Source organism: Adlercreutzia sp. CNCM I-6207 (assembly GCF_977072305.1).
Genome location: NZ_CDRVLZ010000003.1, coordinates 31,461 through 43,601, shown reverse-complemented (window position 1 = coordinate 43,601; position 12,141 = coordinate 31,461). Strand labels below are relative to the sequence as shown.

Here is a 12,141-nt window from a genome sequence, read left to right as displayed (position 1 = left end):
TGAGCACGGCACCCCTCTCGGGGGGACGCGCCCGGACAGCAGGTAAAAGCTACTCGTCCCTCAACCAGGACATGCGGATAATCGTCTGGTCGCGATCAGGCCCGACGGAGATGATGCTCATGGGCACGCCGCACACCTCTTCCAAATACTCGATGTACTTGCGCGTGTTCTCCGGCAGCTCCTCGTAGGTGCGGCAGCCGGTGATGTCCTCGTCTTTCCAGCCGGGCAGCTCCACGTAAATGGGCTTCGCGTGATGCAGCACCGATTGCTGCATGGGGAAGTAGTCGTAACGCACGCCGTCGCACTCGTAAGCCACGCACACCTTGATGGTGTCGAAGGCCGAAAGCACATCCAGCTTCGTGAGGGCCACATCGGTGAGCCCGTTCACCTCGGCAGCGTAACGCCCGATGACGGCATCGAACCAGCCGCAGCGGCGCTTGCGGCCCGTGGTGACACCGAACTCATGACCGGCGGCGCACAGAAGCTCGCCGTCCTCCGCGTCCTGGCCGGTGCCGCCGTTCTCGGGGAACTTCAGCTCCGTGGGGAAGGGGCCCTCGCCCACGCGAGTGACATAGGCCTTCTGGATGCCGAGCACGCGGTCGATGGCCTTGGGGCCGACGCCGGTACCCGTGGAAGCGCCGCCCGCGCAGCAGCTGGAAGACGTCACGAACGGATAGGTGCCATGGTCGATGTCGAGCAGCGTGCCCTGAGCGCCTTCGAAAAGAATGGACTTCCCATCGCCCAGCGCCTCGTTCAGCATATGGGCCGACTCGCACACATAGGGAGCCAGAATGCGCGCGTAAGGCAGGTACTCGTCGCAGATCTCCTCCACCGTGTAGGTGTGCAGACCGTAAATCTTCTCCAAGATGGGGTTCTTCTGGGCCAGCACCGCCTCAAGCTTCAGGCGGAAGATCTTCTCGTCCAGCAAGTCCTGCATGCGGATGCCCTTGCGACCCATCTTGTCCTGGTAGCAGGGGCCGATGCCGCGTTTGGTGGTGCCGATCTTCTTGTCGCCGAGGCTCTTCTCGTCGGCGCCATCGAGATCCTTGTGGTACGGCATGATAAGGTGCGCGTCGTTGGAAATCTTCAGGTTCTTGCAGGAGATGCCCTCGGCCTCAAGCATGGCCATTTCCTTCACGAGCACGCCCGGGTCTACCACGACGCCGTTGCCGATGACCGGCACGGCGTTCTCGTACATGACCCCGGAGGGCATCAGGTGCAGCGCCAGCTTCTTGTCGCCGTGAATGACGGTGTGGCCGGCGTTATTGCCTCCCTGGAAGCGCACCACGTAATCGTAGTCGCTGGCGATGAGGTCGGTGATCTTACCCTTGCCTTCGTCGCCCCACTGGGCGCCGACGAGCACTGTGCTGGGCATCTTCAAGTCCTTTCGACGTTGGGCGGGGAATGCCCTGAAAACGACATTCCGCAAGGGCTCAGTATACCAGCCGCACAGGCTAATGCTTCGGAATGGAGGGCTTCGTGCTAAGATTTACGGAGTTAAGACGCTTCCGCTTGCGAAGGACCCTACATGACCGACAACCAGCCACCGCGCCGCACGCCCCCTGCGGCAGATCCTCCCCTGGGCACGCCCGAGGGCGATCGGGCCTTCGTAAGGCGCACGGCACTGCGACGCCTGCAGCGCAACCGGCGCATCTTCAGCATCGTTGTGGGGATTCTGCTCGTGCTGTCCTTCGTGGTCTTTCTGGTGACTGAGTTCATGCAGCCACACCCGTTTAACCTATAAGTTGATCACCGTCGCCGGGCGTCCTGATTGCTTCGCGGTCTTCTTCAAGGCCCTCGCGACCCCTTCGTGACAGGTGAAGAGAATGACCTGGCGCTGCTCCGACAGTTCCACCAAAGCGCGGGCGGCCCCCAGCCGGCGCTGCTCGTCGAAATTCACGAGAATGTCGTCGGCGAGGATGGGAATGGCCCTCCCCACGTTATCGGCGCAGGTAAGAAGCGCAATACGCAGGGCCAGGTACAGTTGCTGGCACGTGCCGAGGGACAAATGCACCGGCTGGCGCGTGCGCCCGAGGGCGTCGGCTACCTCCAGAGTGCCCTCGCGCGTAAGGCTCACGCGAGTCCACCGCCCTTCGGTCATGAGGGACAGCAACCGGCTCGCCCGCAGATACACCTCTGGCTGGCGCTTCGATTCCCAGGTGGCAATGGCCGCCTCCAGCATGTGCTTGGCTAGAAGCAATCGCGCGAAATCGGTGCGCGCCTCTTCCAAGCGCGTGGTCACTTCCTGCACCTCAATCTTGATGCGATCGAAGTCGCGCTCCGTTTCGGCTTGGGCGAGGACAGCGACCAACTCCCCTGCTCGCTGGTTCATGGACTCCAACGCCTCAATGAGCCCCGTGCGCTGGCGAACGCGCCGCTCGAGCTCCTCCTCGACATCGCCTACCCCGCTTTCAGGCGACAATCCGGCGCGCTGAAGCGCCGCCGCTCGTTCAGAGGCGATTTCCTGAAGGCGATGCTCGGCATCCGCTCGCCGAGCCGCTGCCGCTTGCTGGCGCTGGCGACACAGCGCCATGGCCTGTCGCGCCTCGCGGGCCTCGTCAAGAAGTGCCCGGGCCTGGCGCATCGACCCTTGGGCCTCGCCCAGCCCTTCCTCATCCAGCGCCTCGCGTACCTGCGCAGACACCGATTCCTCCTCAGCCTGGCACACTTCAAGTTTCTTCTTATCCTGGATCATCACCCAATGGGCGTCGTCGAAACGGGCCTTGCGGGCGCCTTCCTCCTTGTTAGGCCGGAACAACAGGGCGAAGCCGCCGGTGGCCATAAGCGCCGCGAAGACGGAGAGGAGAAACCCGATAGCCATATAGCTGAGGGCACCGCGGGCGCGGCCCTCGATGAAAAGAGGGACGCCCAGAAGAAACAGCACCGCGGGAATGACCACGCAGAATGCCACCTGAATGCGCCTCTTCGATCGCTCGCTGCGGCGATCGGCCTCATCGTCGGCCGTTTCCTGCAGCGCCTCGTACACCGCCACGGAAGACGTGTAGTTCGCGCGAGCCACCTCCACGGCATGGGCCTGCCGCGATTGGCGGGTCGCGAGGTTTTCCAGACGGTCGCGCAAGGCCCGCTCGTCGGAGGCCGTCAGACGGGCGAGGCGGCGCCCGCAGGAGCGCTCGTGAAGTTCGTAGTTGTTGGCTGCCTCTTCCTCGCTCTTGGCCAGCCGGGCGATATCCCCCTTAAGCTTGTCGCGTTCGGCATCCAGAGCCGCCAGAGAACTTTTGGCCATGGTGAGCGCCTCAATCATGCGGTTGGCCTCTTCCACCCGCTCTCCCATGGCGGCGCGCTCGGGCTCCAGCTCGTGCAGCTCGCGATCTTGGGCGCGATAGGCATCGGCGACATCAGCCGCGCTTTGCTGCTCGGCGCGCAGGGCGTTGCGCCGGGCCAGAAGCTGGGGGATCGACTGCTCGGCCGAGGCGGCGCGGGAGGTGAATGCCGCCAAGCGCTCGTTCACATGAGCGAGGGCGTGGGCCGGCGACGAGCCTGTGCCCGAACCAGCCGTCAGCAACTTCGCCGTCGTGTCCGTCGTGTTGCGCAGCGAGCGCAATTCATCGCTGTTCAGGGAAAACATCGTACGATAGGTGTCCTTGTCGATGTCTTCCACCAGGAAGGTGTCTCCCTGCAGGCCGTCGGCGTTGCGGGCGCGGGAAAGCACGAATGTCTCCTCGTCTTCCCTCGCGCTCGCGCTCGCGTCCGCCCCCGCCGACCGCGCGAAAAGCAGCGAGCCCGCTCGCTCGGCCCCCTCGGGCTTGTAGGTGTTCCGGTTTCCTCGAGCCTCTTCCCAACCGAACAGCACGCCGCCCACAAAGGAGGCCACCGTCGTCTTGCCCGCCTCGTTGGCGCCCAGGACAATGTTCATACGATCGCCGAAGGGCCCGACCACGGTATCGTGAAAGCGGCCGAAGCGCTCCAAGTGAATAGAGCGAAGGTAGATGCGCGGCTCGGTCATCGGTCGTCGCCCCCCTGCAGCAGCAAGTCGAGCACAAGCCGGGCAGCCTCGTCCGTGAGCTGACGCGCCTTCTTCTCGGAAAGCGCCGCCGTAAGGGGAACGTTGCGCGCGAGGTATTCTTCCTGTAAATAGTCGATCTGCCCTTCGACATCCTCGGAGAGCCGATCAACGGTGCGAAGAAACACCGCTGGGAACAGCCCCTCGGCGCGCAACGCCTCTTCATCGATGGGAGCCGTTGTCTCGTCGATGAGACTATCGCAGTAGAATTCCGAGTACGCATCGTTCAAAGAGGCGCGCACCTCTTCCAGCACCCCGGGGCGGCCGAGCACCTCGTGAAGGGAGGTCGCTCCGGTGAGAATGATGCGCGACACCATCATCTCGCAGGAGGCGTCGCCGTTGACCGCGAACAGCTCCCGCATGGTTTTGGACACCAGAGCCGGAATGTTCGTGCAATCGGAGACGTCGATGCGAACCTTTTCCCACACCACCGAGGCCGTGGGAATGAAGCTCACCTTCGGCGGCGCGTCAACCGCCAGCGTGACGAGGTTAACACCGCGCGGACCCGTTTCGCGCACATCGCGCCCTTGAATGCAGCCGGAAAACGCAATGCGCGGCGCGCGCTCGTCGTTGACCCACCGCTTGTGAATATGCCCGAGTGCCCAGTAGTCGAACCCGGCGCGCAGCAATGCCACGGGGTCGGTGGGAGCCTTCACAGGATCGAACGTAAGCCCGGTGTGCAGCACGCCCACCGCAAAAGACGCCTCGGCGGTGCGCGGGCCCAGCGCCCGAATGGCGGCGGCGCGGGTGATACCCTCGGCGATGTTCTCGTTGGGCGACCACACCTTGTTCGGGTAGCCGCGGCCTCCGATGACCGCAAGGGGACGCCCGTCGCGCTCGTACAGGGCGAAATCGGGACGATCGGCGGCGAGCATCGTGGCGGACGGGGGCAAGGCGAAGAAATCCTGCTGCCAAAGACTCAGCGGGTCGTGGTTGCCAGTGCACAAATACGAGGGAATGCCCTCCGCATCCAGGCGGTTCAATCCATCGAAGAAACGCAGGTAGTCGCGATAGGACGCGCGAACCGAATCGAAGATGTCGCCGGAAACGACCACGAAATCGACCTTGCGCGACACGGCCGCCTCCACTACGCGATCCCAAGCACCGGGAATGGCATCTACCAAACGGCGCGCCCATTCATCGGACAGCGCCCTCAGGCCGCGAAACGGCGCACCGATGTGCAGGTCGGCAGCGTGGATGAATGTCAGCGTTTCCGGCACGAACAGACCCTAGAAGCTGCCCACGCGGGAGTCGTCAATAAAGTCCATGAACTTCGTGAACTCGGGGTTGAAGGCCAAGTCGATGTCGCGCGTGGCGCCGTTGCGGTGCTTCGCGACGATGAGCTTGGCCATGCCCAAATCGGGGCGCGACTCGCTTTCCGCCTCGATCTCGTTCATGGAACGGTCGATGAACATGACGATATCGGCGTCCTGCTCGATGGCGCCGGAGTCGCGCAGGTCGGAAAGCATGGGGCGCTTGTCCTTGCCGCGTTGTTCGATGGCACGGGACAGCTGCGACAGGGCGAGCACCGGCATGTTCATTTCCTTGGCGAGAATCTTGAGTCCGCGGGAAATTTCGCTCACTTGGTCGTTGGTAGATTTATTGGCCGTCATGGGACCCGGCTGCATGAGCTGCAGGTAGTCCACGATGATGAGGCCCTTTTGGCCCTCTTTCAGGCCATGCAGCTCGCGGCGGCCCTTGGCGCGGGCTTCCAGTACCGAGAGGCCTGGGGTGTCGTCGATGAACATATCCAGCTGGGAGAGCTTGCCCGAGGCTTCGGCCAAGGCACCCCAGTCGCCCTCGGCGATGAAGCCGCTGCGCAGCTTCGAGAGATTCACGCGAGCCTCGGAGCACAGGATACGCTGAACCAGCTGCTCGGCGCCCATCTCCAACGAGAAGAACGCCACAGCGGCGCCGGATTTAGCCGCGTTGGTGGCCAGGTTCAGTGCAAAGGAGGTTTTGCCAACACCGGGGCGCGCCGCCAGAATAACCAGATCGCCGCCGCGAAACCCGTGAAACAGCTCATCGACGTCCTTGAAGCCCGTGGGAACGCCGGCCATCTTGTCCTTCTGGTTGGCGAGACGGGAAATTTCCTCGTAGGCGTCGCTTACCAACTCGTCCATCTTGCGGAACGACGAGCTGACGCGTTTCTCGGTTACGTTGAAGAGCGTCTTCTCCGCCTCTTCCACCACCTGATCCAAATCATCGGGCGCGTCATAGGCCAGAGCGTTAATCTGCGTGGCGGCGAACACGAGCTCGCGCAAAATGGACTGCCGCTTGACAATGTCGACATGGCGCTCCCAGCTGGTGAGCGAGAAGGTGTTGTCGGCTAGCTCGGCCAGATAGGCGCGGCCGCCCACGGCCTCCAGCTGCCCCGTGGACTTCAAGGTGTCGGCGAGAGCGATGGGGTCAACGGGAATGTGGCGGTTCGTGAGACTGATGATGGCCTCGAAGATGATGCGATGGGCCGGACGGAAGAAGTTTTCCGGACGCAGCCGCATGACCGCCTCTTCGGTCACCTCCCCGTTGAGCAGGCAGGCGGCGAGCACCGATTGCTCTGCCTCGATGTTCTGAGGCAACTGCGCGCGGGGCGCAAGTCCGGGCGTATTGTTGGCATCCATGGGAGGCTGAGGCTGGTAGGGCATGAAACATCCTTCGCGTCGTCGGTGCGCCTATTGTATCGCGTTTCTTCCCGCGAACGCTGGAACTCGGCTTACCGCCACTGTTTCACGGGAAACAGGCTCATTATAGAAAATGGCCCCTCCGAAGAGGGGCCATCAAAGGGTCTCGCAAGACGAGGACTACTCCTCGGTCTCGGTCACCTCAACCTCGACGGTGCCGTCGGCGGCAACTTCGCCGTCAACTTCAACCATCTCGTCGGCCGGAGTCTCGGCGATATCGATAGCTTCCTCGATAGCGTCGATGGCCTCTTCGGCCTCGGACTCACCAGCGACGACCACGGTTACCGTACCCTTGATGTCGCGGTACAGAGACACGGGCACATGGTAGGTACCGGTCATCTTGATGGGCTTGCCCAGTTCTACACGACGACGATCGATTTCGATGTCGAGCTGCTCGGCGATGGCGTCGGCCACCAGAGGAGCAGTGACGGAACCGAAGAGCACGCCCTCCTCGCCCACCTGGGCGATAACGCGCACGGTGGCGTCGTTCAGCTTCTCGGCCAGAGCGTTGGCATCGGCAATGCGAGTCTCCTCGCGCTTGGCGATGTTCTTCTTGCGCTCCTCAAGCTGCTTCAGGTTGCCCGGGGTAGCCTTCACGGCATAGCCCTGGGTCAGCAGGAAGTTGTTGGCAAAGCCGCGGTTGACGTCGATGACGTCACCCTCGCCGCCTTTGCCCTGGAGTTCCTTCAGAAGAATAACTTTCATGGTTCTCCTCCCTTCGCCTAGCGGTTGCGGCGATCGCCACGGCCGCTGACAGCGGGAACGGCATAGGGCATGAGAGCCATGACGCGGGCGCGCTTAACAGCTTCCGCGATGTCGCGCTGGTGCTGGGTGCAGGCACCGGTCACGCGACGGGGCTTGATCTTGCCACGATCGGTAACGTACTTGCGCAGCATTTGAGTATCTTTGTAATCGATATACTCCACGTCGTCCTTGCAGAACTGGCAATACTTACGACGAGGCTGCTTAGCGTAATCGGCCATATTAACCTCTTTCGTTTCGCTTAAAACGGAATGTCATCATCGTACACGGAAGAGGAAGCGTCGATAACCGGAGCAGCGGGCATGGGCGCGGGCGTCGGGGCCGGTGCGGGCATGGGAGCCGGAGCACTATAGGCCGGAGTCGCCGGAGCATAGCCCTGGTTGCCGCCGAAATCGCCGCCGTAGGACTGAGCGCCGCCGCCGCTGCGGCTCGACATGAACTCGAGCTCGTCAACGATGACTTCGAGCTTGCTGCGCTTCTGACCATCGCGCTCCCACTGGCTCCAGCGAAGCTTGCCCTCGATGGCCACCTTGGTGCCCTTGGACAAGTACTGGTGCAGGCTGCGAGCCCGGTTGCCGAACATGGTGCAGTCAACGAAGTTCGGATAATCCTCCCATTCGTTGGTCTGAGGATTACGACGACGGTCGTTCACGGCCACGCCGAAGCTCATGACGTCCATGCCGGACTGGGTGCTGCGCAGCTCGGGGTCGCGGGTCAGATTGCCGCTGATGATCACTCGATTAATGCTCATTTCTACCTCTTCTCATGGTGAGCGCTCCCCTTTGCGGGACCGCTCAGTTTCCAACTAGTCGCGATCGGTGCGGGCGACGATCATGTGACGCACAACGGCATCGTTGATGCGCAGCACGCGATCGAGCTCGGCAATGCTCTGCGGGTCAGTATGGAAATCGATGAGAGTGTAGTCGCCATCAGACAGACCGTTGATCTCATAAGCGAGTTTACGCTTGCCCCAATTGTCGACGTTGTCCACCACGCCCTGGGCGTCGGTGATCGTCGTCTCGATGCGCTTCATAACGCCAGCGCGCGTCTCGTCGTCAATCGTCGGAGCAACAATAAACAGCAGTTCATACGCCTTCATCAGCTCACCTCCTTTGGACTTTACGGCTCCGGGCTGGTGAAGGCACACACCGGAGCAGGAATAGCCTTGCTATCTTAGCAGAGCTTTTCCCGCTGCGGTTGAACCTGCGTTTCTCCATCACGGTAAGCACACATTGCCTCGGTCGCTGGGGCCATGGTAAACCAAGCGAACCGTAAAAATGACGCGGAAATGTCCCGTTTCGTTCCTCGCGCCAACCGTATCAGCGTCGTATCTCCGTCCCCCCAGGGCACGACTCTGGTTGCCCCCACGGAACTAATTTCGATAGCAATAAAAAGGCGGAGCCGAAGCTCCGCCGCTCACATCATGGCGCCCCCGAGAGGACTCGAACCTCCGACGCACGGTTTAGGAAACCGACGCTCTATCCGCTGAGCTACGGGGGCGGATATCTGGATTTCGTCGCTAGATATGCTTGAGTACTTCCATGACAAAATCGCTGTTCAAGGCTAACATGTCGTTGTCGATGTTTTCAATGACATCGTCCTCTTCGGCGAAGAATGCCGGTTTTCTGCCATCCATGCCCGCCAAATGCAGGGCCTGCTGGCCGTGCTTCAAGGCGTAGGCCGATGCGCTGTTGCGCCATTCCATCGTAGCCTCGGGCACTTTCAGCCCGGTGGCCTGACCGGCCTTGCGAACCAAGCGCTTCATGCGGCTCGAGGCCTTCTTGGGAACATAGGTGCCCTCTTTGTCAATCAGCGTCAGCTCACCGGCACCCAACGCCTCCAGCTCCACAATAAGCGCGCCCTTGAGCTCGACCTCATGAGCAGCCATAAACGCTTTCATGCCGCCATTGCCGGCAAGTTCGGAACCGAGCGCCACAAACCACACTTCCATATCGATGCGGTCGCTGTGGAATTGCTCGATCTGCTCGATTTCCGGCGTCGGCTCGAAGACGAAATCGGCGGGCAGTCCTTCACCGAACACACTGGACGGATCGGCGGCACTGGTCTGGTTTTCTTCGCCTTCAGACTCATCGTCAAATTGATCGCGAGAGAACGCCCCACCCTCGAAATGACGGCCGCGACGATGCAAAGAGCGCGGTGCATCAAAGCCGTCCTCGGCAAAATCGTCATCAAACTCGGGAGAAAACGCTGTCGTTGCGTCGGCGTCCAAATACTCCTCGTCGTAAGCCTGGATATCGCCTTCTTCGCGGAAACTCTCCCAACCGCCGCGCGCTGCTCCTACTTCACGGGCATCGAAGCTCTCCTCAACATCGAGCCATTCCTGCGGGCTGGATGCTTCCTCACGCTTCTTGCGGCGGAATTTGCCGAAGATACCGCCGAAACGGCTCTTGGGCATCTCCACATAACCGGGACCAGCCATCGCTCCCGTCTCGGTGATCTGCTCCACATAAGCAGAGTCATCGACGTCTTCGATATATATATCGTTCTCGGAGGCATTCTCCAAAAGCTCATCGCCGATAGGCGCGGCCGCTCCCGTCGCCCCCATAGAAGAAAACGTGCCCGCAAGACTAATGCTGCCGGAAAGCGCTGGATCAGTCGTCGTTGTCGTTCTTCCCAAAGACGGCAGCGCGTCGAGCAGCGCCGCTTCCCGCGTACCTGAAACGGCCGACGGCGGCTCGGGCGTCGTCACCGAGGGGATGACGGCGCTCAAGTCATGCACGCGACCATCATGCTCGGGGCGATCTTCTGAAAGAGGAGCGGCTTGCTGGCAATCATCCATAGAGATGCGCGGGAGCTCTTGGGAGATGCCGATATTGGGCAGCGTAATAGCGCGCCGGCGGCGGGGGGCAGCGGCTGGAGCCGAAGCCGGAGTCTCAGCCACTTCTCCCACCGAGGGCACCACCACGCGCTGCCCGCCCGCAGGCGCAGCAGGAGCATCAGACGTCGAAAGATCAATGGGAGGAACCGCCACGGTGGCGCCCGTCAACGGACGCTGGCCGTCTCGCACCGTCACATCGGGGTCATCCGTCGGCTGGGGCACAACAGGCGCAGCCGGTACAGCAGACACGACAGGCTTCGAGGCAGGCGTCCCCGTTTCCGAAGAGGCCGGCTCGGATGCGATGGCGGGAATGTCGGCCAGCATCGCGGAGACCGTGTTGTTAGAAGGAGACGGCAATTGATCGGCCTCAACCGCCGGCACTTCAATGGCTGGCAATACGGGGGCCAACGAGGGCGATGCCTCTTCATTAACGGCCGATGCGGAAGGCGGAGCAGAAATTTCCTCGGAGCTCTCGTCCGCAACCACGCTGTCCATAATCTCGGTGGGTGTTGCGCCAGCTGCTGCCGAAGCTGCCTGCACCGAAGCGCGCATAACACGCATACGCTCGGAAAGCTCGTCGAGGTTGCGGCGCTCATGCTCCTCGCGCGCGTTAATTTCTTCCTCGGCCCGTTCCAAAGCCGTGGCGTACCGCGACCGCTGCACGGGCTTTTCCTTAGCAGGCTTCTTGGCTTGCTCCTGGCCCTTTTTGAACCATTCAGGTACTTGATGCTCAACAGGCGCCGCGTAGGCGGGAGCAGCAACAGGGACGACGACCGCGGCAGAGGATGGAGTTAGGCTCTCTTCCGGAGAAACCTCCACGGCGCCGTTTTCCTCTCCCTTCGCCGGAGATTCATCCTCTGTTGCCACCTCAGTAGGCGTTGCAGACACCGGTTTCCCTGACAACGCCGCTACGGCAGCTTTGGCGGCCGCCAGGCGCTCGGCAGCTGACTCCATGGAGGTTCCCAAATCCTCGGAAGTATTCCCCGTATGGTAGACAATCTCCGCCCCCTCAGGAACAAGTCCCGCCGACACGGCGGCCGCCTCGCCATGAACCGTTGGCTCGGGGGCATCGGGGAGATCCCGAGCGGCGGCCACGCGAGAGGCGACTTCCAAAAGCACCGCCACTCCTGCAGCGTTGCAGTTTGCGCCCTCGTTGTAGTTCGCGAACTTCTCAAGCAGAAACGACGCAACCGGCAAAACCGCTACCACCATGGCAACAGCCAGAAGGACGTTGAACACCACGAGCACGCTACCGTCGGGTGCGAGCACCATGCGAATCGCCAAAAGCAGCGGCATGACCACCAGCATCGCCAGCTCAACCCAATAAAGGATGGGGAGCACCGCCGGCATCGCACCGTTCAAATCGCGTCGCACCTTACCGCTGTCGTAGTTCGCCACCACGATCACCTTGCGTCTCCGGCTCGCTCGCGTCGGCGATTTCGCAGGCAGGTAGCGCGCGACGACGTTCTGGCTCACCCCGCGGTTCAAAAGCCGCGAAAGCACCGGCTTATCGAACACCTCAGCGGCTGCCAACGCAGCGCAGATGAGGGACACCACGATGGCAGGAACAGCCAGCGCCCCCACAATCGTCGCCACCAGCGTCACCAACACAGCTACACCACTGCACAGCGTTCGAGGAAGTGAGCTGTCGGGATTGCACTGGAAGTCTTCCATAGCAGTCGTCAGACCGGCCTCGGCGGAAAACTGCTCGCTTATGTAGAGAGCCGCACGCTGTTCTTCCTCAGTACCCGCCGGCCGGGGGCCGATCTCCTGAGACAGATATGCGACATGTTCGTTCAATTCGGCCATGTACGTTGCCTTTCCTCGGTGAAGAGGGT

General features: G+C 61.9%; 10 protein-coding genes and 1 tRNA gene. 1 reads left to right on the top strand and 10 read right to left on the bottom strand.

Features of this window, described 5'->3' with window-relative positions; all coding sequences use genetic code 11:
- Positions 1-49 precede the first annotated feature (49 nt).
- The gene (locus tag ACW4QM_RS02415) at positions 50-1,375 is read right to left on the bottom strand and encodes an adenylosuccinate synthase (RefSeq protein WP_022738060.1); all 1,326 of its coding nucleotides are present in this window, start codon (positions 1,373-1,375) and stop codon (positions 50-52) included.
- A gap of 153 nt (positions 1,376-1,528) precedes the next feature.
- Between ACW4QM_RS02415 and ACW4QM_RS02410 the strand changes: the two genes are divergently transcribed.
- Positions 1,529-1,744 carry a hypothetical protein gene (locus tag ACW4QM_RS02410; RefSeq protein ID WP_022738058.1) on the top strand — a complete coding sequence of 72 codons (216 nt, stop codon included), beginning with the start codon at positions 1,529-1,531 and terminating at the stop codon, positions 1,742-1,744.
- Here the strand turns inward: ACW4QM_RS02410 and ACW4QM_RS02405 are convergent.
- The 9 genes from ACW4QM_RS02405 to ACW4QM_RS02365 form a co-directional block, all read right to left on the bottom strand.
- On the bottom strand, positions 1,739-3,964 hold the full coding sequence (locus tag ACW4QM_RS02405) for an ATP-binding protein (RefSeq protein WP_455798166.1): 2,226 nt from the start codon (positions 3,962-3,964) through the stop codon (positions 1,739-1,741). The genes ACW4QM_RS02410 and ACW4QM_RS02405 overlap by 6 nt on opposite strands.
- On the bottom strand, positions 3,961-5,241 hold the full coding sequence (locus tag ACW4QM_RS02400; RefSeq protein ID WP_237973994.1) for a metallophosphoesterase family protein: 1,281 nt from the start codon (positions 5,239-5,241) through the stop codon (positions 3,961-3,963). The genes ACW4QM_RS02405 and ACW4QM_RS02400 overlap by 4 nt, the downstream gene beginning before the upstream one ends.
- 9 nt (positions 5,242-5,250) lie before the next feature.
- On the bottom strand, positions 5,251-6,642 hold the full coding sequence (gene dnaB / locus ACW4QM_RS02395; protein WP_227069955.1) for a replicative DNA helicase: 1,392 nt from the start codon (positions 6,640-6,642) through the stop codon (positions 5,251-5,253).
- A gap of 180 nt (positions 6,643-6,822) precedes the next feature.
- The gene (rplI, locus tag ACW4QM_RS02390) at positions 6,823-7,407 is read right to left on the bottom strand and encodes a 50S ribosomal protein L9 (protein ID WP_114540539.1); all 585 of its coding nucleotides are present in this window, start codon (positions 7,405-7,407) and stop codon (positions 6,823-6,825) included.
- 17 nt (positions 7,408-7,424) lie between these two features.
- Positions 7,425-7,685 carry a 30S ribosomal protein S18 gene (rpsR, locus tag ACW4QM_RS02385; protein WP_022738039.1) on the bottom strand — a complete coding sequence of 87 codons (261 nt, stop codon included), beginning with the start codon at positions 7,683-7,685 and terminating at the stop codon, positions 7,425-7,427.
- Positions 7,686-7,705: 20 nt separating this feature from the next.
- Positions 7,706-8,215, bottom strand: a complete 510-nt coding sequence (locus ACW4QM_RS02380) for a single-stranded DNA-binding protein (RefSeq protein ID WP_114540538.1) — start codon at positions 8,213-8,215, stop codon at positions 7,706-7,708.
- Positions 8,216-8,269: 54 nt separating this feature from the next.
- Positions 8,270-8,563, bottom strand: a complete 294-nt coding sequence (gene rpsF, locus ACW4QM_RS02375; protein WP_022738031.1) for a 30S ribosomal protein S6 — start codon at positions 8,561-8,563, stop codon at positions 8,270-8,272.
- 325 nt (positions 8,564-8,888) lie between these two features.
- Positions 8,889-8,964, bottom strand: a tRNA-Arg gene (locus tag ACW4QM_RS02370).
- A gap of 19 nt (positions 8,965-8,983) precedes the next feature.
- Positions 8,984-12,112: an aminopeptidase gene (locus ACW4QM_RS02365; protein WP_455798165.1), complete on the bottom strand. Its 3,129-nt coding sequence runs from the start codon at positions 12,110-12,112 to the stop codon at positions 8,984-8,986.
- Between the last annotated feature and the right edge of the window lie 29 nt (positions 12,113-12,141).

Excerpts from the sequence above, each read along its gene's own strand:
- rpsR (WP_022738039.1), bottom strand. The coding sequence starts at position 7,685 with ATGGCCGATTACGCTAAGCAGCCTCGTCGTAAGTATTGCCAGTTCTGC.
- rplI (WP_114540539.1), bottom strand. The coding sequence starts at position 7,407 with ATGAAAGTTATTCTTCTGAAGGAACTCCAGGGCAAAGGCGGCGAGGGT.
- rpsF (WP_022738031.1), bottom strand. The coding sequence starts at position 8,563 with ATGAAGGCGTATGAACTGCTGTTTATTGTTGCTCCGACGATTGACGAC.
- ACW4QM_RS02380 (WP_114540538.1), bottom strand. The coding sequence starts at position 8,215 with ATGAGCATTAATCGAGTGATCATCAGCGGCAATCTGACCCGCGACCCC.
- ACW4QM_RS02405 (WP_455798166.1), bottom strand. The coding sequence starts at position 3,964 with ATGACCGAGCCGCGCATCTACCTTCGCTCTATTCACTTGGAGCGCTTC.
- ACW4QM_RS02365 (WP_455798165.1), bottom strand. The coding sequence starts at position 12,112 with ATGGCCGAATTGAACGAACATGTCGCATATCTGTCTCAGGAGATCGGC.
- ACW4QM_RS02415 (WP_022738060.1), bottom strand. The coding sequence starts at position 1,375 with ATGCCCAGCACAGTGCTCGTCGGCGCCCAGTGGGGCGACGAAGGCAAG.
- ACW4QM_RS02410 (WP_022738058.1), top strand. The coding sequence starts at position 1,529 with ATGACCGACAACCAGCCACCGCGCCGCACGCCCCCTGCGGCAGATCCT.
- dnaB (WP_227069955.1), bottom strand. The coding sequence starts at position 6,642 with ATGGATGCCAACAATACGCCCGGACTTGCGCCCCGCGCGCAGTTGCCT.